19 protein-coding genes are annotated in these 20,632 nt (G+C 65.0%); 8 read left to right on the forward strand and 11 right to left on the reverse strand.

Features of this window, described 5'->3' with window-relative positions; translation table 11 throughout:
• Window positions 1–84: 84 nt before the first annotated feature.
• Together V8U06_RS19950 and V8U06_RS19955 are read right to left on the reverse strand one after the other, a co-directional pair.
• Complete coding sequence (locus tag V8U06_RS19950) at window positions 85–1,323, reverse strand: saccharopine dehydrogenase family protein (protein ID WP_427142178.1); 1,239 nt, start codon at window positions 1,321–1,323, stop codon at window positions 85–87.
• Between the two features lie 37 nt (window positions 1,324–1,360).
• A complete protein-coding gene (locus tag V8U06_RS19955) occupies window positions 1,361–2,461 on the reverse strand; it encodes a carboxynorspermidine decarboxylase (RefSeq protein WP_427142179.1) in 1,101 nt (366 codons plus the stop codon).
• Window positions 2,462–3,037: 576 nt separating this feature from the next.
• Here V8U06_RS19955 and V8U06_RS19960 point away from each other — a divergent pair.
• Both V8U06_RS19960 and V8U06_RS19965 read left to right on the forward strand, forming a co-directional pair.
• Window positions 3,038–5,338 carry a heavy metal translocating P-type ATPase gene (locus V8U06_RS19960; protein ID WP_427142180.1) on the forward strand — a complete coding sequence of 767 codons (2,301 nt, stop codon included), beginning with the start codon at window positions 3,038–3,040 and terminating at the stop codon, window positions 5,336–5,338.
• Window positions 5,335–5,901: an SCO family protein gene (locus V8U06_RS19965; protein WP_427142181.1), complete on the forward strand. Its 567-nt coding sequence runs from the start codon at window positions 5,335–5,337 to the stop codon at window positions 5,899–5,901. The genes V8U06_RS19960 and V8U06_RS19965 overlap by 4 nt, the downstream gene beginning before the upstream one ends.
• 42 nt (window positions 5,902–5,943) lie before the next feature.
• Here V8U06_RS19965 and V8U06_RS19970 read toward each other — a convergent pair whose 3' ends face one another.
• On the reverse strand, window positions 5,944–6,360 hold the full coding sequence (locus V8U06_RS19970; protein WP_226920275.1) for a MerR family transcriptional regulator: 417 nt from the start codon (window positions 6,358–6,360) through the stop codon (window positions 5,944–5,946).
• Between the two features lie 345 nt (window positions 6,361–6,705).
• Between V8U06_RS19970 and V8U06_RS19975 the strand changes: the two genes are divergently transcribed.
• From V8U06_RS19975 to V8U06_RS19985, 3 genes are all read left to right on the forward strand, one after another.
• Window positions 6,706–7,746, forward strand: a complete 1,041-nt coding sequence (locus V8U06_RS19975) for a L,D-transpeptidase family protein (protein WP_226920274.1) — start codon at window positions 6,706–6,708, stop codon at window positions 7,744–7,746.
• Window positions 7,747–7,763: 17 nt separating this feature from the next.
• A complete protein-coding gene (locus tag V8U06_RS19980) occupies window positions 7,764–8,471 on the forward strand; it encodes a L,D-transpeptidase (protein WP_226920273.1) in 708 nt (235 codons plus the stop codon).
• Window positions 8,472–8,555: 84 nt separating this feature from the next.
• Complete coding sequence (locus tag V8U06_RS19985) at window positions 8,556–9,749, forward strand: amidohydrolase family protein (protein WP_427142182.1); 1,194 nt, start codon at window positions 8,556–8,558, stop codon at window positions 9,747–9,749.
• A 145-nt stretch (window positions 9,750–9,894) separates the two neighbouring features.
• Here V8U06_RS19985 and V8U06_RS19990 read toward each other — a convergent pair whose 3' ends face one another.
• The 4 genes from V8U06_RS19990 to V8U06_RS20005 form a co-directional block, all read right to left on the reverse strand.
• Window positions 9,895–12,456 carry a GcvT family protein gene (locus V8U06_RS19990; RefSeq protein WP_427142183.1) on the reverse strand — a complete coding sequence of 854 codons (2,562 nt, stop codon included), beginning with the start codon at window positions 12,454–12,456 and terminating at the stop codon, window positions 9,895–9,897.
• Between the two features lie 166 nt (window positions 12,457–12,622).
• Window positions 12,623–13,042: a GFA family protein gene (locus V8U06_RS19995; RefSeq protein ID WP_427142184.1), complete on the reverse strand. Its 420-nt coding sequence runs from the start codon at window positions 13,040–13,042 to the stop codon at window positions 12,623–12,625.
• Complete coding sequence (locus V8U06_RS20000; RefSeq protein WP_427142185.1) at window positions 13,039–13,500, reverse strand: SRPBCC family protein; 462 nt, start codon at window positions 13,498–13,500, stop codon at window positions 13,039–13,041. Before V8U06_RS20000 ends, V8U06_RS19995 begins: the two co-directional genes overlap by 4 nt.
• A gap of 11 nt (window positions 13,501–13,511) precedes the next feature.
• Window positions 13,512–13,853: an ArsR/SmtB family transcription factor gene (locus tag V8U06_RS20005; RefSeq protein ID WP_427142186.1), complete on the reverse strand. Its 342-nt coding sequence runs from the start codon at window positions 13,851–13,853 to the stop codon at window positions 13,512–13,514.
• Between the two features lie 130 nt (window positions 13,854–13,983).
• Here V8U06_RS20005 and chrA point away from each other — a divergent pair, with 130 nt between their 5' ends.
• Entirely contained in the window at window positions 13,984–15,363 is a 1,380-nt protein-coding gene (chrA, locus tag V8U06_RS20010) for a chromate efflux transporter (protein ID WP_427142187.1), read from the forward strand.
• Between the two features lie 3 nt (window positions 15,364–15,366).
• On the opposite strand, the gene V8U06_RS20015 is transcribed toward chrA, so the two are convergent.
• Window positions 15,367–15,924: a helix-turn-helix domain-containing protein gene (locus tag V8U06_RS20015; protein WP_427142188.1), complete on the reverse strand. Its 558-nt coding sequence runs from the start codon at window positions 15,922–15,924 to the stop codon at window positions 15,367–15,369.
• 74 nt (window positions 15,925–15,998) lie between these two features.
• Here V8U06_RS20015 and V8U06_RS20020 point away from each other — a divergent pair, with 74 nt between their 5' ends.
• Together V8U06_RS20020 and V8U06_RS20025 are read left to right on the forward strand one after the other, a co-directional pair.
• Window positions 15,999–17,135, forward strand: a complete 1,137-nt coding sequence (locus tag V8U06_RS20020; RefSeq protein WP_427142189.1) for an aminotransferase — start codon at window positions 15,999–16,001, stop codon at window positions 17,133–17,135.
• 163 nt (window positions 17,136–17,298) lie between these two features.
• The gene (locus tag V8U06_RS20025) at window positions 17,299–17,445 is read left to right on the forward strand and encodes a DUF1127 domain-containing protein (protein ID WP_226920264.1); all 147 of its coding nucleotides are present in this window, start codon (window positions 17,299–17,301) and stop codon (window positions 17,443–17,445) included.
• 436 nt (window positions 17,446–17,881) lie between these two features.
• Here V8U06_RS20025 and V8U06_RS20030 read toward each other — a convergent pair whose 3' ends face one another.
• From V8U06_RS20030 to V8U06_RS20040, 3 genes are all read right to left on the reverse strand, one after another.
• Window positions 17,882–18,589 (reverse strand): AAA family ATPase, encoded by a 708-nt coding sequence (locus V8U06_RS20030; RefSeq protein ID WP_427142190.1) that lies wholly within the window; start codon window positions 18,587–18,589, stop codon window positions 17,882–17,884.
• Window positions 18,590–18,693: 104 nt separating this feature from the next.
• On the reverse strand, window positions 18,694–19,782 hold the full coding sequence (locus tag V8U06_RS20035) for a protein-glutamate methylesterase/protein-glutamine glutaminase (protein WP_427142191.1): 1,089 nt from the start codon (window positions 19,780–19,782) through the stop codon (window positions 18,694–18,696).
• Window positions 19,782–20,621 carry a CheR family methyltransferase gene (locus V8U06_RS20040; RefSeq protein ID WP_427142206.1) on the reverse strand — a complete coding sequence of 280 codons (840 nt, stop codon included), beginning with the start codon at window positions 20,619–20,621 and terminating at the stop codon, window positions 19,782–19,784. Before V8U06_RS20040 ends, V8U06_RS20035 begins: the two co-directional genes overlap by 1 nt.
• Window positions 20,622–20,632: the final 11 nt, after the last annotated feature.

The following is a 20,632-nucleotide window of genomic DNA, read 5'->3' on the forward strand; positions in this document are numbered from 1 at the left end:
TGGCGGTCGCCTCTTGTAGAGAATGCGGAACGGCCTTCCAAGGGGCGCCGGCCGCGCGAGGGGCGCGGCCGGCGGTTTCAAGGCTTAGAAGCTGACGGCGTGGTCGCCGTCCTCGTCCTGTATCCGGGTCGGCAGGCCGATGCGGTTCAGGAGGTTGATGAAGGGCTTCGGCGGCAGTTCCTCGACATTCGCCATCGTCTTCACGTCCCATTCGCCGGTGGCGACCAGCATGGCGGCGGCGACCGGCGGGACGCCGGCGGTGTAGGAAATGCCCTGCGAACCGACTTCCTCATAGGCTTCCTTGTGGTCGGCCACGTTGTAGATGAAGACGGTCTTTTCCTTGCCGTCCTTCAGGCCCTTCACGTAGTCGCCGATGCAGGTCTTGCCCTCGTAGCCGGGGGCGAGCGATGCCGGATCGGGCAGCACGGCCTTGACGACCTTGAGCGGCACGACCTCCTGGCCTTCGGCCGTCTTGACCGGCTGCTCGGAGAGCAGGCCGAGGTTCTTCAGCACGGTGAAGACGTTGATGTAGTGATCGCCGAAGCCCATCCAGAAGCGCACATTCGCGCCGTCCATGTTCTTGGCGAGCGAGTGCACCTCGTCATGGCCGCACAGATAGGCGCGGCGCGTGCCGACGACGGGAAGGTCGTAGTCCTTGCCGATCTCGAACATCTTGTTGGTCTGCCACTGGCCGTTCTGCCAGGAATAGACGACGCCGGTGAACTCACGGAAGTTGATTTCCGGGTCGAAGTTCGTGGCGAAGTACTTGCCGTGGCTGCCGGCATTGATGTCGACGATGTCGACGTCCGTCACGGTGTCGAGATATTCGTCCTTGGCGAGCTTGGCATAGGCGTTGACGACGCCCGGGTCGAAGCCGGCGCCGAGAATGGCGGTGATGCCCTTCTCCGCGCATTCGGCGGCGCGCTTCCACTCATAGTTCCCGTACCACGGCGGCGTCTCGCAGATCTTGCCCGGCTCTTCGTGGATGGCGGTGTCGATATAGGCGACGCCCGTATCCATGCAGGCGCGCAGCACCGACATGTTGAGGAAGGCGGTGCCGACATTGATGACGATCTGCGACTTCGTCGACGTGATGAGCGCCTTGGTGGCCTCGATGTCGAGCGCGTCGAGGGCATGGCCTTCGAGCACGCCCGGCTGCTTCATCGCCTTCTTCTCATGAACGGACGCGATGATCCTGTCGCACTTCGCCCTGGTGCGCGAAGCGATGTGGATGTCGCCGAGCACGTCGTTGTTCTGCGCGCATTTGTGCGCCACGACCTGTGCAACGCCGCCGGCGCCGATGATGAGCACGTTCTTCTTCATGTCCCGGAATAGCTCCTTCTGGGTTTTGACGAGGGGATTAGGAAAGGCTTGCTTCGTAGTCCGCATAGGCGAACTCACGGACGGTCCGGATGCTGCCATCCAGCTCGCGGATGGCGATCGCCGGCATTTTCACGCCGTTGAACCAGTTCTTCTTGACCATGGTGTAGCCGGCGGCATCCTGGATGGAGATGCGGTCGCCGACCTTCAGTTCCTCTTCGAAATCGAACTCGCCGAAGATGTCCCCGGCAAGGCAGGACTTGCCGCAGACCATGTAGCGGTGCGGCCCGGTATTGGGGGAGAGCTTGGCGCTCTCGCGGTAGATCAGCAGGTCCAGCATGTGCGCCTCGATGGAGCTGTCCACGATGGCGAGGTCCTTGCCGTTGTTCAGCATGTCCAACACGGTCACTTCCAGCGAGGTGGACTTGGTGATCGAGGCTTCGCCCGGCTCGAGATACACCTGCACGCCATATTCGCCGGCAAAGCGCTTGAGACGCTCGGCGAATTTTTCCAGCGGATAGTTTTCGCCGGTGAAATGGATGCCGCCGCCAAGGCTCACCCATTCGGCCTTCTTCAGGAGCGGCGCGAATTTCTCCTCGATGGTGCCGAGCATGCGGTCGAAGAGGTCGAAATCGCCGTTCTCGCAGTTGTTGTGGATCATGAAGCCGGAGACGCGGTCCATGACCGGCTCGACCTTCTTCACGTCCCATTCGCCAAGGCGCGAGAAGGGGCGGGCGGGATCGGCAAGGTCGAAGCTGGAGGAGGAGATGCCTGGGTTGAGACGCAGGCCCCGCACGATGCCGGATGCCTTGTCTGAGAAGCGGTCGAGCTGGCCGATGGAGTTGAAGATGATCTTGTCGGCGTGGCTGATGACCTCGTCGATCTCGTAGTCGGCATAGGCGACGGAATAGGCGTGCGTCTCCTTGCCGAAGCGCTCTTGGCCGAGACGCACCTCGTTGAGCGAGGAGGAGGTCGTGCCGTCCATATACTCCCGCATGAAGTCGAAGACCGACCAGGTGGCGAAGCACTTCAGCGCCAGCAGCGCCTTGGCGCCGGAAATCTCGCGCAGGCGCGCGATCTTTTCCATGTTGGCGAGCAGCTTCGACTTGTCGATCAGGTAATAGGGCGTGTTGAGGGACATGGAGGACCTGTCTTCTGGCGGTGGATCGCGCGCCGGCCCGCGCCGGAAACACGATGGAATCGCGGCAGGGGAGGCGTCAGCCTCCCGCTCCGCGCGGGTTCAGGGAAGGAAACCGTCTGTTACGGTATCGTCGTCCGGACACGGCGATGTGACAGCGCCTTGGCGCTGTTCGCCCGGTCGAGGTATCGCGTGAAAAAGAGGACGGGCAGGCGCGGTGTCTTCATTTGCCGCACGGGGCCGATGGCGCCATTCGGGCAAAGGTGCGAAGCGATTTTGCGGAAAGGCAAAAAAGCTCCAACGGCGTCAAGGCCAGACCGTGCCGCGATGGCACGCATCGTATAGCGTTCTTCCGTTCGGGGGGCATCTACCGAGCCCATCCCCGATTGGAAGAGGGCGTCGCAAGACATGGCGTCCTCCCCAACCAGCAGATGAAACCTGCAATAAGTGGGCCGCTCTCTAGCACAGGCCCGCCGTCGATTTCAATGCGGCTTTTCGCTCGTTTTTTGAAATCGGCCCTTGCACCTCTAGTCGCTAGAGGTCGTAGAAGGTCCTGACGAGACGAAAGAGGATTGTGCGATGTCCGATGTGAAAGAGACGCGTTTCCGGGTGGAGGGCATGGATTGTGCCTCCTGCGCCAGCAAGATCGACACGGCCGTGCGCCGCATGCCGGGAGTGTCGGACGTCTCCGTTTCCGTCACCGCCGGCACGATGCGCGTGCAGCACGACACGACGAGTGACCTGGAGGCGATTCGCCGCAAGGTCTCCGGCCTCGGCTATTCGGTGACGCCGGGCGCCGCCGTGGCGGCCCCGAAGCCGGCCGGCGAACATGAGCACGGCCCCGGCTGCAATCATGGGCATGGTCATGGGCCTGATCACCGGCACGGTGACGACCACGGGCACGACCACGACGACCACGATCACGCCGGCCATGCGCATGCGGCTCACGAGCACGCCGACAAGCCGCAGGCTGCGGCCGTCGAAGGCCTGCACGGCCACGATCACGGCCCTTCGGAAGGCCCCTGGTGGAAGGGCAGGAAGGGACGTCTGACCATTCTCGCCGGCGCCGCGCTGGTTCTGGCCTATGGCATCGGCCATCTCTTCCCGGCCGTCGAGACCTATGCCTTCGTCATCGCCATGTTCGTCGGCCTCGTGCCGATCGCGCGGCGCGCCATCATGGCGGCGCTGGCCGGCACGCCCTTTTCCATCGAAATGCTGATGACCATCGCCGCCGTCGGCGCGCTCGTCATCAATGCGACCGAAGAGGCGGCGGCCGTCGTCTTCCTCTTCCTCGTCGGCGAACTCCTGGAGGGCGTTGCCGCCGGCAAGGCGCGCGACAGTATCCGCTCGCTGTCCACGCTGGTGCCGAAGACCGCGCTTCTCGAAGAGGACGGCCGCACGAAGGAGGTGCCGGCCGAGCAGCTTGCCGTCGGCGCGGTCATCCTCGTGCGCCCGGGCGACCGCATTTCCGCCGACGGTACGATCATCGAGGGCGAAAGCGCCATCGACGAAGCGCCCGTCACCGGCGAAAGCACACCGGTGCGCAAGGATGTCGGCGACACCGTCTTTGCCGGCACGGTCAACGGCGATGCGGCCCTGCGCATCCGCGTCACGGCCGCCGCGGCCGACAACACCATCGCCCGCGTCATCAAGCTGGTCGAGGAGGCGCAGGAATCGAAGGCGCCGACCGAGCGCTTCATCGACCGCTTCTCGAAATACTACACGCCCGGCGTCGTCGTCGTCGCCGCGCTGGTCACGATCATACCGCCGCTGTTCTTCGGCGGCGTCTGGAGCGAGTGGGTCTACAAGGGCCTCGCCGTTCTCCTCATCGGCTGCCCCTGCGCGCTCGTCATCTCGACGCCCGCCGCCATCGCCGCTGCGCTCTCGGCCGGCGCCCGCTGCGGCCTGCTGATGAAGGGCGGGGCGGTGCTCGAAGGTCTCGGCAAGCTCACCGCCATCGCCTTCGACAAGACCGGCACGCTCACCGAGGGCAAGCCGAAGGTCACCGATATCGTCGCCTTCGCCGAACCGGCCGATGAGGTGCTGCGCCTTGCCGCCGCGCTGGAGGCCGGCTCCAGCCATCCGCTGGCGCTCGCCATTCTCGGCAAGGCCGCCGAGGACGGCGTGGTGCCCCCGGTCGCCAGCGGTGCACGTGCCTTGGGCGGCAAGGGCGTCACCGCCACCGTCGAGGGCAAGGACATCTTCCTCGGCTCGCCGAAGGCCGCCGCCGAACGGGTCACCCTCTCCGAGGACGTGCGGGCTGCGACGACGGCGCTCAACGACGACGGCAAGACGGTCTCCATGCTGATCGTCGACGGCGTGCTCGCCGGGGCCATCGCCATGCGCGACGAGCCGCGCCCCGATGCCGCCGCCGGCCTCAAGACCCTCAGGGACGCCGGCATCAAGACGATCATGCTGACGGGTGACAATGCCCGCACGGCGAAAGCCGTCGGCGCCGAACTCGGCATCGAGGTGCGCGCCGAGCTGATGCCCGAGGACAAGCAGCGCATCGTCGGCGAATTGCAGCGCGAAGGCTTCGTCGTCGGCAAGATCGGCGACGGCATCAACGACGCCCCGGCGCTCGCCGCGGCCAATATCGGCATCGCCATGGGCGGCGGCACCGACGTGGCGCTGGAAACGGCGGACGCCGCCATCCTGCACGGCCGCGTCGGCGACGTCGCGCTGATGACGGATCTCTCCCGGCGCACCATGCGCAACATCGTCGAGAACATCGTCATCTCGCTCGGCCTCAAGGGCGTCTTCCTGGTGACGACCATCGCCGGCATCACAGGCCTCTGGCCGGCGATCCTGGCCGATACCGGCGCCACCGTGCTCGTCACGATGAATGCCCTGCGCCTGCTGAGGCCCATCAAGGGATGAGGCGCAGGTCCCTCATCGGCCTTGCCCTCGGGGCTGCGATCGCCGGTGCGGCGGTCGCGGCCTTCGTGCCCCGCGCCGGCCAGCCGAAACAGCGCGCCTTCACCCTGCAGACGGTCGACGGAAAGCCCTTCCGCTCGGCCGATCTGGCGGGAAAGCCCTATCTCGTCTTCTTCGGCTTCACCCATTGCCCGGATGTCTGCCCCACTACGCTCTTCGAGCTGACGGCGCTCCTCAAGGACATCGGCCCGGCGGCGGACCGCCTTACGCCGCTCTTCGTCTCCATCGATCCCGAGCGGGACACGGCGGACCTCTTGACGCTCTACATGACCTCCTTCGATCCGCGGATCGTCGCGCTGCGCGGCGATGCCGGGCAGACGAAGGCGGCGGCGGATGCGTTTTCGGCCTTTTACCGGAAAGTGCCGACCGCATCGGACAGCTACACGATGGAGCACACGGCCGGGCTCTTCCTCATCCGCGCCGACGGCCGCCTGCAGGGCATGCTCGACATGCACGAGCCGCGCGAAACCCAACTCCAGAAACTGAAGCTGCTGGCCAGTTCCTAGAGCCTTGCCAGCCGGAGGGGTGCCGCCCCGACAGGAAGCGCTTCAGTCGTGATCGTCGGTGCACAGGTCGTGGTTGGCCAGCGCCCGGATGACGTAGCAGTCGCTGATCTGGTCGGAATGGCAATGGCTGGTGATGCGTTCCAGCTCTGCTTCCAGCTTGCGCAGCCGGGCGATCTTGCGCCGGACGGTGGCAAGCTGCGCGGCGGCGATGCGGTCGGCGTCGTGGCAGGGGCGTTCCGGATGCTGGCTGAGTTCGATCAGTTCGCGGATCGCGTCGATGGTAAGGCCGAGATCGCGGGCATGGCGGATGAAGGCGAGGCGATCGCGCTCCTCGCTGGAATAGCGCCGCTGGTTGCCCTCCGAACGCTCGGCGTGGGAAAGCAGCCCCATCTGCTCGTAATAGCGGATGGTGGGAACCTTGACGCCCGTTTCCCTGGAAAGATCGCCGATCGTCAGCATTTCCTTGGCCTCTTCAATGAACTGTCCCAAGAGATGTGCCGGGCGCGCCGGCAAATCAAGTTTTCTCTTCCGCGGAACCGCCCGGCGCAAGCATCTGACGATATTGTGTTCGCGCCGTGAGGTCCGGACGAAAGAAAGCCGCAAATCTGGTCTTGAAGCTCAAGGGGCTTGAGGCTTTAAGCTCGGCCGGATCAAAACCCGGGTTCGGGCGGAAACCGAGGCATGACGCCGCGCAGGGCCGATGAAGGCCACAAGATTAACGAAGTTCTAAGCAATCGCTTGGACTCTGAGGAAAGGCCGCGCGGTTCGCCGCGCCCACGAACCCCGAACAACCGAAAACGACCCATGTTTGCGCTTCGCCATCGTCCTTCTTCCGAAACCGCCCGTCGTCTGTCGCTTTTCGCGCGCCTTGCCGCCGCCACGGTCGCCGGCGGCCTGCTTGCTGGCTGCATGGCGATGGATGTCGCCTCGCTTGCCGAGACGCCGCAGCTTTCCAACAAGGTGAAGGCGGAAATGTCGAAGAAGAAGATGCGGCCGGAAAGCCCCGTGCTGGTGCGCATCTTCAAGCAGGAAAGCGAACTCGAAGTCTGGAAGGTTGACGCGAGCGGCAGATATGCGCTGTTCAAGACCTATCCGATGTGCCGCTGGTCCGGGAAGCTCGGCCCGAAGACGAAGAGCGGCGACCGCCAGGCGCCGGAAGGCTTCTATCATGTCTCCGCCGGCATGCTGAACCCGAACTCGCAATATTACGTCTCCTTCAACCTCGGTTATCCGAACCGGCTGGAATCGGCGCTCGGCTATACGGGCGAGGCGCTGATGGTGCATGGCGCCTGTTCATCCTCGGGCTGCTACGCCATGACCGACCAGGGCGTCGGCGAAATCTACGCCATCGTGCAGAAGGCGCTGGAAGGCGGGCAGGAGCGCTTCCAGGTGCAGGCCTATCCCTTCCGCATGACCACCCAGAACATGGCGAGCCACAAGGGCGATCCGAACATGCCCTTCTGGCGCACGCTGAAGGAGGGCTACGACGCCTTCGCCTTCACGCGCACGCAGCCGAAGGTGTCCGTCTGCAGCGGCCGCTACGTCTTCAACAAGGAATTTGCCGGCGGCGAGCCGAGTGATCCGCTGGCGCAATGCCCGGCGACGGCCGACGGCACGCAAAATGATCTGGTCGCCAAGATCGGTGCGGAACAAAAGAAGCTGGATGCGGCTTTTGCCGGCGCCACACCGGTTTCCAGCTTCGCCTATGTGGACGGCGGCATGCATCCGAGCTTCCGCACGCTCCTGAAGCAGGAGGGCGCCAAGGGCATGGCCGCCCGCATCTCGCGCACGAAATATCCGGTCAGCCGGCCCGAAGCCGCGCTTGCCGACCCCTATGACGATTGAGGCATGAGGAAACTGTATTGACTGGTGAAAGCGTAACCCGCCGGTCCTTCCTGCTCGGCAGCGCAGGATTGGCAACCACGGTTCTTGCCGGCTGCACCACGGCGCCGGTCCGCGAAAGGGTCGTCGTCGAGCCCGAACCGGTCGATACCAGCATTTATGCCGCCATGTACGGGCCGAAGCCGGACGAACAGTTCCCGCTGCCGGCCATTCCCTACCAGAAGATCGATCCGCGCTTCTATCGCCAGATGGTGGCGAACCCGACCGGTGAGCGCGCCGGCGTGATCGTCGTCGATACGGCTAGCCATTTCCTCTACCTCACCTATGAGGACGGACAGGCCATGCGCTACGGCGTCGGCCTCGGGCGCGCCGGCTTCGAATGGGCCGGCCGCGGCGTCATCCAGTACAAGCGCGAATGGCCGCGCTGGACGCCGCCCGACGAGATGATTGCCCGCCAGCCGGAGCTCGAACCCTACAGCTCCCGCAATGGCGGCATGGAGCCGGGCCTCAAGAACCCGCTCGGCGCCCGCGCGCTCTACATCTTCCAGAACAAGGAAGACACGCTCTATCGCATCCATGGTTCGCCGGAATGGTGGACCATCGGCAAGTCGGTTTCCTCCGGCTGCGTGCGCATGCTGAACCAGGACGTGGTCGATCTTTACAATCGCGTGCAGAACGGCACGCCCATCGTGGTGCTCGGCGCACCCGCCGTTGCCGCGGCCTATTGACCGCATACGATTTTCGCGCGTTATTGTGTGCAATGCTGTCCGCCCTTTCGGGGCGGGCAGCGCCGCACCCATGGAGACGCGAAAATGACCGAGACCCTGTTCACCCACGCGACATTGGCGGACGGTTCACTGAAGGATATCGGCGTTACCGGTGGACGCATCGTCTCCATCATGCCGGCCGGCACGGCTTCGGATGCGGCCCGAAAGGTCGACCTGGCGGGTGCGCTGCTGGTTCCCGCCTTCGTCGAGGGGCACATCCATCTCGACACCAGCTTCTATGGCGACACCTGGATCCCGCATAAGCCCTGCACCAACGGCTTCGACGTGCATGAGCGCGTCGCCTTCCAGGCCGAGAACATGGCGCAGGCCGCGCCGATGGCCGAACGCGCGCGCAAGCAGCTCGAACTCTGCGTCTCCCACGGCTCCACGCAGATGCGCAGCCACGTCATGGTCGACGGCTCCGTCGGGTTGAAATCGCTGGAGACGATCCTGGCGATACGCGAGGAGTACCGCGACATCATCGATATCCAGCTCGTTGCCTTCCCGCAGAGCGGCATACTGAAAAGCCCCGGTACGGCCGAACTCCTGGACGAGGCGATCGCCATGGGGGCTGACCTCGTCGGCGGCCTCGATCCGGCAAGCTTCGACCGCGACCTTCAGGGCCATCTCGACGTCGTCTTCGGCGTGGCGGAAAAACACGGCGTCGGCATCGACATCCACCTGCACGATTTCGGCTCGCTCGGCGCCTTCACGGTGGAGGAAATCTGCGCGCGGACGGTGGCGCTCGGCATGCAGGGCAAGGTGGTCGTCAGCCACGCCTACGGTCTCGGCAATCTCGACCCGGACGCCGCTCGCGGCATTGGCGCGAAGATCGCGGCCGCCGGCGTCTCCATCATGACCAACGCCCCCGGCGATCATGCCTTCCCGCCCGTCGCGCTCCTGCGCGCCGAAGGCGTCAACATCTTCGGCGGCAGCGACAATATCCGCGATTCCTGGTGGCCTTACGGCGATGGCGACATGCTCGGCCGCGCCATGATGATCGGTTACCGCTCCGGCTTCTACACCGACGAGGAACTTTCCGCCGCCTTCGACGTGGTCACCGCCGCCGGCGCCAAAGCCCTCGGTCTCGAAGGCTATGGCATCGCGGTGGGGGCAAAAGCCGATTTCGTGACGCTGGCCGCCGCGCATGTGCCGGAGGCCGTGGTCGCGGTGCCGAAGGATCGCCGGGTGTTCAAGGCGGGCAGGCTCGTGGCGGAGAACGGCGCGGTGGTGCGCTAGCTTTTTGTTCTTACCGCATTGTCCGACGCCGAAGCGATGCCGCTTCGGCTGGAAATGCTCTCGGATTTGCAGCGCCGAGAGAGGCAACAAAAAGGGCGTGCCGATATCCACCGGCACGCCCTTTTCCTTGAGGTCTTGAACCCGCTTACGTGCGCGGCTTCAGGTTCTCGGGGTCGTAGAGCGGCTTGTAGCCGATGCCGACCACCTCGACCGGGTAGGTCTCGGCGAAATACTCGATGTTGAGCTTGCGGCCTTCCTGGCAATAGGCGGCCGGCAGATAGGCCAGCGCGATGTTCTTGCCGATGGTCGGGCCGAAGGCGATGGAAGTCGTGTAGGAGCGGCGGCCGAGGTCGTCGATCAGCACCTCGCCGGTTTCCGGGTCCATGACCGGCAGGTTGCCGAGCGGGTAGCGCTTGACGCCGTTCCTGTCGGTGTTCTCGGTCATGACGAGCGTGCAGAGCATGGCGGGCTGGTGGTCGCGCGCCTTGTACTCCAGGTGCTTCGCCTTGCCGCGGAAGTCGGCTTCCTTGACCTTCGGACGGGCAAGGTCCGCCTCGATGAGGTTGTACTGGGTGAGCAGGTCGGCGTTCTGCAGGCGCAGGCTCTTTTCCATGCGGCGCGAGTTCGCATAGGTCTCGACGCCGAAGGCCATGACGCCGGTGGCGCGCAGGGCATCCCACACGGCAAGGCCGTCCTCGTACTTCATGTGCAGTTCCCAGCCCTGCTCGCCGACATAGGAGATGCGGAAGGCGGTCACGCTCTTGCCGGCGATCTCGATCTGCTTGATCGCGGCGAAGGCGAAGTTTTCCAGGTCGAGGCCCGCCGGGTCCGCCACCACCTTCTTCAGCGTCTCGCGGGCGTTCGGCCCCCAGATGCCGATGGTGATGAACTTTTCCGACGTGTCGGTGATCGTGACGTCGAGGCCGCGATCCTGCGCCACGCGCTTCATGTAGTGGAGATCGCGCGGGCCGGCATCGGCGCCGTTGACGAGGCGGCAGCGGTCGGCCATGCGGAAGACGGTGAAGTCGGCGCGCACCATGCCCTCGTCGTCGAGGAAGTGGGTATAGACGCCCTTGCCGATATTGCCGTCGCCGCCGATCTTGGCCGCGCAGAGCCATTCGAGCAGCTCGACATGATCGGGGCCTTCGATGTCGACCATGTGGAAGTGCGAGAGGTTGACGATGCCGCAATCCTCGCTCATCGCCAGATGCTCGGCATTGGAGACGCGCCAGAAATGGCGGCTGTCCCACTCGTTCTCGCGCACCGGCACGCGGTCGCCGTACTTTTCCAGGAGATGCTCGTTGGCCTTGTAGCCATGCGCGCGCTCCCAGCCGCCGAGTTCCATGAAGTAGCCGCCAAGCTCCACTTCACGCTCGTAGAAGGGGGAGCGCTTGACGTTGCGGCCGGTGGCATAGGGCTCGCGGGTGTGCACGGCCGGGAAGTAGATCTTCTGGGCGGCCTCGTAGGTGCGGCCCTCGATGAACTTTTCTTCGAGCTGGTGCGGGTAGAAGCGGGCATAGTCGATCGAATTGTGGTCGATCTCGGTGCGGCCGTCCGTCATCCAGTCGGCGATCAGCTTGCCGTAGCCGGGGCCGTCCTTGACCCAGATGGCGACGCAGTACCAGAGACCGCGCACCTTCTGGCTCTCGCCGCAGGATGCGCCGCCACCGGCGGAAACCTGCAGCAGGCCGTTGAAGGAATGGCCTTCGTTATAGCCGAGCTCGCCGAGGATCGGCGTCAGTTCCATGGCGCGTTCGAGCGGCTCGATGATCTGCTCCATGTCGAGGTCGCGCTGGGACGGCGACAGGCGCGCCTCGTGCTTCTCGAGAATGTCGCGCGGGTGGCAGAGGCGCGGATTGGTGGTTTCGTAATAGCCCCACTCGATCTGGCCGCCCTCGGTGGTCTTCGGGTCGCCGGTGTCGCGCATATAGGCGGAGTTGCCCTGGTCGCGCAGCAGCGGGAAGCCGATTTCCTTGCCGGTGCCTTCGAATTCGTTGTACGGGCCGAAGAAGGTCAGCGGATGGTCGACCGGCATGACCGGCAGGTCCTCGCCGACCATTTCGGCGATGAGGCGGCCCCAGATGCCGGCGCAGACGATGACATGGTCGGCCAGGATCGTGCCGCGATGGGTGACGACGCCCTTGATGCGGCCGCCTTCGACGATCAGCGACTGGGCCGGCGTGTTGCCGTAGACCTGCAGCTTGCCGGACTTTTCGGCCGCGTCCACCAGCTTGCCGGCGACGGTCTGCGAGCGCGGGATGACGAGGCCGGCATCCGGGTCGAACAGGCCGCCCATGACCTGGTCTTCCTCGATCAGCGGGAACATCTGCTTGATTTCGGCCGGGGAAACGGCATGGGCGCGCGTGCCGAACGCCTTGGCGGAGGACAGCTTGCGCTTGATCTCTTCCATCCAGGTGTCGTCGCCCGCGCGGGCGACTTCGAGACCGCCGATGCGGGCGTAGTGGCCCATCTTCTCGTAGAAATCGATGGAGTACTGGGTCGTCCATACCGAGAGATAGTCGTGGCTGGTCGTGTAGCAGAAGTCCGAGGCGTGCGCCGTCGAACCGATGTCGGTGGGAATGCCCGACTTGTCGATGCCCACGATATCGTCCCATCCGCGCTCGATGAGATGGTGGGCGATCGACGCACCCACGATGCCACCCAAACCGATGATGACGACCTTCGCCTTTTGCGGAAACTCTGCCATTTGCTGGACCCCGATGAGAAATTGCGGCCGATTTTAGGGCCTCGTTCGGTGCCAGTGCAGCCTGTCTGCGACTCGTCCGTGACCAGTTCCGACAGTCCCCGGACAAGCGGCCTGCGCCGGCCGCCCGACCCTAGCGGATCGTCCGGCCGGCGCAACGGTTTTCGGCTCACATATAGGCGGTGTGGGCCGGCGGATTTTCGTAGTCGTCGGCCGCGCCGTTCTCATGGATGATGGGGGCGGCGGCGAGTTCCGCGTCGCTGACATCGTCCAGCGTGCCGGCATTGATGCAGTAGAAATGCCCCATGAAGGTCTCGTGGTAGCCGCGCGAGAAGGATCGCACGCCGCATGTCCGGCAGAAATAGTGGTCGACATCGCCCTCCGGCCAGCTCGAATCCGCGGCGCGGTAGGTAAGGAGCAGGTCTTCGCCGGAAAGCAGCCTGAAGTCTTCGCGCGTCGAAAAGGTCTTCAGCATGCGCGTGCGCCGGCAGAAGGAGCAGTTGCATTTGCGCAGGCCCTCGTCGAGGTCGAGCCGGCATTCGTAGCGGACGGCGCCGCAATGGCAGCTTCCGTGATAGGTCTTCTTCATCCTTCGGCTCCTTGCTGAATATAGACCGTGAGCCGGTCGAGGCATTCGCCCCAGCCCTCGGCATGGCTGTCGCGGGATTGGATGGTGTCGAACGGCGTCTGCGCGAAGGTCAGCCGCGTCCTTTCGCCAAGGTCCTCGAAGGTCGCGGTCACGAGCGTGTCCGGCCCGTCCTCCTCGGTCCAGCGGAAGGTGAAGGCGATGAGGCGGTTTTCCGCGATCTCGCGGTAGATACCACCCATCGGATAGTTCTCGCCCTCCGGCGAGCGGATGACCGCCGACCAGGCGCCGCCGGGGCGGAAATCCATGCGGATGGAATGGGGCGTGAAGTCCTTCGGCCCCAGCCAGCGGGCAAGGTGCTCCGGCGTCGTCCAGACCTTGAAGACGAGGGCGGCGGGCGCATCGATCAGGCGTTCGATGACAAGGCCGATGGGGGTGGCGGCTGAAACGGTCTCCTGCATCAGGTCTCTCCTCAGTTCGTCTTCTCGGGATCGCCGGCCTGCAATTGCCTCAGATAGTCGTCGAGCCGGTCGAAGCTCGCCTCCCAGAAGCGTCGGTAGGCGGAGATCCAGCCGTCGGCGTCCTTCAGCGGCCCCGCCTCCAGATGGCAGGGGCGCCACTGGGCGGTGCGGCTGCGGGTGATGAGGCCGGCGGCCTCCAGCACCTTCAGGTGTTTGGAGACGGCGGGCAGGCTCATGTCGAACGGGGCGGCGATCTCGTTGACTGTCGCATCGCCGTTGGAAAGGCGTGCGAGAATGGCGCGCCGCGTCGGGTCCGCAAGGGCGGCGAAAGTCAGGCTCAGCAGGTCGCTCACATCATTTATCCATCAGGTTAATTAACTAGCAGGTTTAGTAATGCCAGGAAAGCCATCCGTCAAGCCCAGGCCCGCCTTGACAGGAGAGGGGGCGGTTGCGATCCATCCCGCAAGGGAAAAGGGGATTGCGATGAGCGACAGCGCATCCGGTGAGGACGGCCATGGCGTATCCTTCGGCGAGGCGCTGCGGGTATGGGCGCGCGTCGCCGCGCTCAGCTTCGGCGGCCCCGCCGGGCAGATCGCCGTCATGCATCGCATCGTCGTGGAGGAAAAGCGCTGGATCGGCGAGGGCCGGTTCCTGCACGCGCTGAACTACTGCATGCTGCTGCCGGGGCCGGAAGCGCAGCAGCTCGCCGTCTATATCGGCTGGCTGATGCACCGGACGCGCGGCGGCCTCGTCGCCGGCCTGCTGTTCATCCTGCCGGGTTTCCTGTCCATTCTCGCGCTCAGCTATGTCTATGTCGTCTTCGGCAATGTCGGCGTGGTCGAGGGGCTGTTCTTCGGCCTCAAGGCGGCGGTGCTGGCCGTGGTGGTGCAGGCGGTCTTCCGCATCAGCAGCCGCGCGCTGGTCAATCCGGCGATGATCGCCATTGCCGCCGCCGCCTTCATCGCCATCTTCGCCTTCAAGGTGCCGTTCCCGCTCATCATCCTCGTTGCCGCTGTCCTCGGTTATCTCGGCTCGGCGTCCGGCTCGCGCCTGTTCCGCACGGCCGGCGGGCACGCGGCGGCCAAGGGCGCGGTTGTGCGCGATCGCGATTCGCTGCTCGGCGAGGCGACGCCCGCCCATGCCCGGCCCAATCTCCGCTGGTCGCTGAAAATCTCGGCCGTGCTCGCCTGTCTCTGGCTCGGGCCGGTGGTGCTGATCGCGATGCTGGCGGGCGACAGCGTTTTTGCGGACATCGGCACCTTCTTCAGCAAGATGGCGGTGGTCACCTTCGGCGGGGCCTATGCGGCGCTCGCCTATGTCGCGCAGGAGGCCGTGCAACACTATGGCTGGCTGAAGCCCGGCGAGATGCTCGACGGTCTCGGCATGGCCGAGACGACGCCGGGGCCGCTCATCATGGTGCTGCAGTTCGTCGGCTTTCTCGGCGCCTACCGCGATCCCGGCAGCCTCGATCCGATGATGGCCGCAACGCTGGCCGCCATTCTCACCACCTGGGTCACCTTCGTGCCCTGCTTCCTCTGGATTTTCCTCGGCGCGCCCTTCATCGAGACCCTGCGCGGCAATGTGGCGCTCTCGGGCGCGATGTCCGCCATCACCGCCGCGGTGGTCGGCGTCATCCTCAACCTTGCCGTCTGGTTCGCCGCGCACACGCTTTTTGCCGCGGTGACGGTGTTTGCCGCCGGACCCCTGCGGCTGGAGGTGCCGGTGCCGGCGACCATCATCCCGCCCGCGGCGCTGCTTGCCGCCGCGGCCGCGTTTGCGCTGTTCCGCCTCAAGGCCTCCGTGCTGCTGACGCTCGGCCTGTCGGCGCTCGCCGGCATCGCCTGGACGGCGCTTGCCGGCTGAGGCTCAGGAAATCACATTGCGCACGAAGCGCACGGTGCCGGCGCCGGGATTGGCATAGGCATAGGGCCGGTCCGTGGCATAGACAGCAAAGCCGCCCGTCGAGTAGTCCGTCGCCCCGCCTGGAAGCTCCAGCCGCAGCGTGCCCTCGATCACGAAGATCATCTCGTGCCAGCCGACCGGATCCGGCTCGGCGTCGTAGCGCTCGCCGGGGCCGAGCGACCACAGCCAGAGCTGTGCCTCGCGCGTCGCCGGCGCAGAGCCGAGCAGCAGCGCGGTGCTGTCCGCCGCCGTGCCCCGCCACGTCACCTCGTTGATTTCGGCGGAGGGCGCGCGGGCCGGATCGCGCACGAGATCGACGAAGCCGACGCCCATCGCCGCGGCGAGCTTGTCGAGGCTCGACAGGCTGATATTGGCATCGCCCCCTTCGAGCGAGACGATCATGCGCCGGCTGATACCGGAGGCTTCGGCCAGCGCTGCCTGGCTGAGGCCCGCCGCCTGGCGCAGGCGGCGCAGGTTGCCGGCGACATGGGCGAGCACGTCGCCGCGTTCTTGACTGTGCACTATATTGCTCATACCGTTCCATTGTCGAGCGGGCGGATTGCCCTTGCCGTCTTCTAACCCGAAAGGACCCGGCCATGAAGATACGCGATTTCGGTGTTGAAATCTGGATGAACCGCTATGAGAACCATTGCGAGCTGAACCTTGCGGAGACCTGCGTGGAATCGCTGACGGTCGAGGAACTGCTCGACATGGCCGGCAAGCGCGACGCAATCCTCGCCGAACTCCTGCCGATGAAGCTCACCTATGGCGCCATCGAGGGCAGCGAGCGGCTGCGCGGCCTCATCGCCGGCCTCCATGAAAAACAGGCGGTCGAGAATGTCGTCGTCACCCATGGCGCCATCGGCGCCAATGCGCTGGTGCACGAGACGCTGGTGGAGCCGGGCGACCGCGTCATCTCCGTCCTGCCCACCTACCAGCAGCACTATTCCATTCCCGAAAGCTTCGGCGCGGACGTCAGGCTTCTCAAGCTGACGGCGGAGCGCGGCTTTCTGCCGGACCTTGAGGAGCTGCGCCGGCTCGCGGTGCCGGGCACCAAGCTCATCTGCCTCAACAACCCCAACAATCCGACCGGGTCGCTGATGGATCGCGATTTCCTTCTGGAGGTCGTCGCCATTGCCCGTGCCTGCGGCGCCTGGATTCTCTGCGACGAGGTCTACCGCGGCACGAACCAGACGGGCGACGGCATGACGGCCTCCATCGCCGATCTCTACGAGAAGGGCATCAGCACGGGCAGCATGTCAAAGACCTGGTCGCTGGCGGGCCTGCGCCTCGGCTGGATCGTCGGACCGAAGGCCCTGCTGCACGCCGTCTCGATTCACCGCGACTACAACACCATCAGCGTCGGCATGCTGGACGATCACTTCGCCGCCATCGCACTTGAGAACCGGGACAAGATCCTTGCCCGCAGCCAGGCCATCACCCGGGAGAATCTCGCCATTCTCGCGGAATGGATGGAAGGCGAGCCGCTGATGTCCTGGGTGAAGCCGAAATCCGGCACGACGGCGCTCCTGAAATACGACCTGCCGCTCAGCTCCGAAGCCTTCTGCACGCGGCTGCTGGAGCGCACCGGCGTCATGCTGACGCCCGGCAGTGCCATGGACATGGAGGGGCACCTGCGCATCGGCTATGCCAATGGCGCGGCGATCCTGCGCGAAGGGCTGGCGCGCCTTTCCGCCTTCCTGCGGGAGGAGCAGGCGGCACGCGCCGCCTGAACCCTTCCTTAACGAAGCCTTACAGAACCCATGCGTCATGCGCATGGGTGTCCTGCCGCCTCGGCGCTTTTCCGCATTGCAACATAGGGCTATAAGACGGCCATCGAAAGACGCGGCGCCACGGACCGGTGCCGAACAGAGAACCCTAGGAAAGGGGATCATCATGAATATGGCACGTTCCTTCAGCAATTGGCGCAAGTACCGTCAGACCGTCAACGAACTCGACCGCATGACCACGCGCGAACTGCGCGATCTCGGCATCGAACGTTCGGAAATCAAGTCGGTCGCCCGCGCTGCCGTCGGCTTCTGACCGGCACGCCGCAAGGCAGGATTTCGAAGACGCCCGCCCCTCCGGCGGGCGTTTTTGCATGTGCGAACGAATCAGTCGCGCGCGGCCTAATTCAACAGAATTGAGATATACGCTACGCGCATAACGCATAGCTGCCTTGCAAAACGATGCCTATCAAATGACCAGGAATCGGATATAGTCATATTTATCGAAGCAACGTACCTCCTCCCACGACGCTTCGATGATTGCAGAAGGCCTACTCCTCCTCCCAAGGCCGACTGCGGGAATGACGGCACTCCTCCTCCCAGTCGTCATTCGGTTCTATCGGAAAGCCTGCCGCACCTCCTCCCGCGGCAGGCTTTTCCATTTCTGGACCCTTTTTCCCCAAAGCGAAAAACCCCAAAAACGAAAAAGCCGCGGAAACCGCGGCCTTGCTGCTGGAAACCGGAAGCGCCCGTCAGGCGACGCTTCTGAGCCCTGGCGCGACCGCGGGGCGGGCGGCGGGAATCTGCTGCAGCACTTCCAGCGCCAGCGCGCGGGCATTTTCCTGCGCCTTGTCGAGATTGGTGACACGCTTGGCATCCATCGAATAGAGCGTGCCGCCGCAACCGAACATGTCGCGGAAGGCCGCGCGTTCGATGATGGGCGTTTCGAGCAGGTGCACCCGGCGGGCGGCCAGCAAATCCTTCACCGCATGCATGGCGCGGGTCGTCACCATGGAGTTGACGCGGGTCAGCACCACCGAATGGCGGATGCGGATCGCTGCCTTGTCCTCGAGATAGTGCAACAGTTCGATGACATTCGCGCCGCCCTGCGCATCCATGGCCGAGCCCTGCACGGGGATGAGCACATAATCGGCATAGCCGACCGCCTTGGCGAGCAGGGAACTGCGCGAGCCGGGAAGGTCGATCAGCACGAAATCGGCATGCGCCTTCGCGTCGGCCACCTGCCGGTCGATCGTGCCCATCGTGACATAGGGCACGACGGTCAGGCGATTGCCCAGCACGCCTTCGGAAATCTCGTACCAGCGGGTGATCCAGTGCTGCGGGTCGGCATCGAGCACCGAGACGCGGAAGCCGAGCCGGGCAAGTTCGGTGGCCAGCAGCAGCACGGCCGTCGTCTTGCCGGCGCCGCCCTTGGTGTTGGCGAAAGTGATGACGGGCATGGGGCTCCCCGGAGCGGTTCTTGAGCCGGTCATCGCTCGTCGATCGCACCCTGCATGGTGCTTCGCCATCCTCGTTCCTTATGGTTAATGGGCGGTGAAAATGCCTAGCGTCGCCGGTCGGCGGCGAGGATTTCGCGGGCGATCTGGTCGAGTGGCAGGATCCTGTCGACGCCGCCATGGGCGATCGCTTCCTTCGGCATGCCGAAGACCACGGAGGAGGCCTCGTCCTGCGCCACCGTATAGGCGCCGGCCTGGTGCATCTCGTTCATGCCGCGCGCGCCGTCGTCCCCCATGCCGGTCATGATGACGCCCATGGCATTGGCCCCCGCGGCACGGGCGGCGGAACGGAAGAGCACGTCGACGGAGGGCCGGTGGCGCGAGACGAGGGGGCCTTCGCGCACCGCCACATGGTAGCGCGCGCCCTGCCGCTCCAGCATCATGTGCCGGTCGCCGGGGGCGATCAGCACATGGCCGCGCAGGACGGGATCGCCGTGCACGGCCTCCTTTACCTCCACCTCGCACAGGCTGTTCAGCCGCTTGGCGAAGGCGGCGGTGAATTTTTCAGGCATGTGCTGGACGATGACGAGGCCGGGGGAATTGGCCGGCAGCTGCTCCAGAAGCACGCGCAGCGCCTCGGTGCCGCCGGTCGAGGCGCCGATGCAGGCGACCATTTCGGTCGTCTTGGCCATGGCCCGGCCGGAGGGCGGGGGCAGCACGGCATCGGCGGTGAGTTTTGCGGTCGGGCCGCTCGCCGCCGCGCTGCGCCTGTTGGTGCCGAGCCGGGCGACGGCCGCGCCCTTCACCGCCTCGCGGATGCGCGTGCCCGATTCGGCCAGATGGTCGGCCGCGCCGATCTTCGGCTTGAGGATGATGTCGACCGCGCCGGCCTCCAGCGCCTGCATCAGCGTTTCCGATCCCTCTTCGGTGAGGGAGGAGCACATGACGACGGGGATCGGCCGCTGCGACATGATCTTGCGCAGGAAGGTGATGCCGTCCATGCGCGGCATTTCCACGTCCAGCGTGATGACGTCGGGGATTTCTTCCTGGATCTTCTTGGCCGCCATGAAGGGATCGGAGGCCGCGCCCATCACCTCGATCTCGGGATCCTCCTCCAGCACATGGGTCAGTGCCTGGCGGACGCTGGCGGAATCGTCGATGATGAGGACGCGGATTTTCTTGCCGGGCAGGGGCATCAGATCTTCTTGAAAACCGTGTTGGCGACCTGGCGCACCGGCAGCGTGATGCCGGTGACCGTTTCCGAATGGCCCACATAGAGGAAACCGCCGGGCACGAGGCAGTCGCAGAGCCGGGAGAGAACCTTCGCCTGCGTCGGCTTGTCGAAATAGATCAGCACGTTACGGCAGAAGATCATGTGCATCGGCTCGCCCACCTTGTAGGCGCTGTCCATGAGGTTCATGCGGGCAAAGCCGACGGTGGAGCGCAGGCGCGGGTGAATGCGCACCTCGCCGCGCGCGGCATCGCGCGAGACCATGACATGGCGCCGCTGCAGGTCCGCCGGCACCGGCTGGATCATGTCGCGCGGATAGACGCCGCGGCGCGCGGCCTGCAGCACGTCCGTCGAAAGATCCGTCGCGAGAATGCGGTAGTCGATGCCGGAATTGGCCTCGGCAAAGTCCTGCAGCACCATCGCCATCGTATAGGGTTCGGCGCCGATGGAGCAGGCGGCGCTCCACAGCCTGAGGCGCTTGTGCCCGGCGGCCACCAGTTCGGGCAGGCCGGTGCGTTCCATGAAGTCGAAATGCTTCGGCTCGCGGAAGAAGTCCGTCTTGTTGGTGGTGACGGCGTCGATGAGAAAGATCGCCTCCTTCTCGATGCCGCCATGCTTGAAGAGATAGTCGCAATAGGCGTTGAAATTGGCGATGCCGGTGGCGCGAAGACGCCGCCGCAGGCGGCCTTCCAGCATCGTCAGCTTGTTGATCGGCATCTTGATGCCGCTGTAATCGTAGATATAGCGCGACAGGGCTTCGAAATTCCGGCTGCTCAAGCCGTCTTCGTTCGCCTGCGCCCGCATTGCTGCTCCCA

Source organism: Shinella sp. G-2 (assembly GCF_050172695.1).
Taxonomy (GTDB): Bacteria; Pseudomonadota; Alphaproteobacteria; order Rhizobiales; family Rhizobiaceae; genus Shinella.

Coding starts and splice junctions, on each gene's coding strand:
- V8U06_RS19995 (WP_427142184.1), bottom strand. CDS start 13,042: ATGAAGAAGACCTATCACGGAAGCTGCCATTGCGGCGCCGTCCGCTAC.
- V8U06_RS20040 (WP_427142206.1), bottom strand. CDS start 20,621: ATGCGGGCGCAGGCGAACGAAGACGGCTTGAGCAGCCGGAATTTCGAA.
- V8U06_RS20025 (WP_226920264.1), top strand. CDS start 17,299: ATGAATATGGCACGTTCCTTCAGCAATTGGCGCAAGTACCGTCAGACC.
- V8U06_RS19960 (WP_427142180.1), top strand. CDS start 3,038: ATGTCCGATGTGAAAGAGACGCGTTTCCGGGTGGAGGGCATGGATTGT.
- V8U06_RS20000 (WP_427142185.1), bottom strand. CDS start 13,500: ATGCAGGAGACCGTTTCAGCCGCCACCCCCATCGGCCTTGTCATCGAA.
- V8U06_RS19965 (WP_427142181.1), top strand. CDS start 5,335: ATGAGGCGCAGGTCCCTCATCGGCCTTGCCCTCGGGGCTGCGATCGCC.
- V8U06_RS19975 (WP_226920274.1), top strand. CDS start 6,706: ATGTTTGCGCTTCGCCATCGTCCTTCTTCCGAAACCGCCCGTCGTCTG.
- chrA (WP_427142187.1), top strand. CDS start 13,984: ATGAGCGACAGCGCATCCGGTGAGGACGGCCATGGCGTATCCTTCGGC.
- V8U06_RS19990 (WP_427142183.1), bottom strand. CDS start 12,456: ATGGCAGAGTTTCCGCAAAAGGCGAAGGTCGTCATCATCGGTTTGGGT.
- V8U06_RS20030 (WP_427142190.1), bottom strand. CDS start 18,589: ATGCCCGTCATCACTTTCGCCAACACCAAGGGCGGCGCCGGCAAGACG.
- V8U06_RS20035 (WP_427142191.1), bottom strand. CDS start 19,782: ATGCCCCTGCCCGGCAAGAAAATCCGCGTCCTCATCATCGACGATTCC.
- V8U06_RS19985 (WP_427142182.1), top strand. CDS start 8,556: ATGACCGAGACCCTGTTCACCCACGCGACATTGGCGGACGGTTCACTG.
- V8U06_RS19955 (WP_427142179.1), bottom strand. CDS start 2,461: ATGTCCCTCAACACGCCCTATTACCTGATCGACAAGTCGAAGCTGCTC.
- V8U06_RS19970 (WP_226920275.1), bottom strand. CDS start 6,360: ATGCTGACGATCGGCGATCTTTCCAGGGAAACGGGCGTCAAGGTTCCC.
- V8U06_RS20020 (WP_427142189.1), top strand. CDS start 15,999: ATGAAGATACGCGATTTCGGTGTTGAAATCTGGATGAACCGCTATGAG.
- V8U06_RS19950 (WP_427142178.1), bottom strand. CDS start 1,323: ATGAAGAAGAACGTGCTCATCATCGGCGCCGGCGGCGTTGCACAGGTC.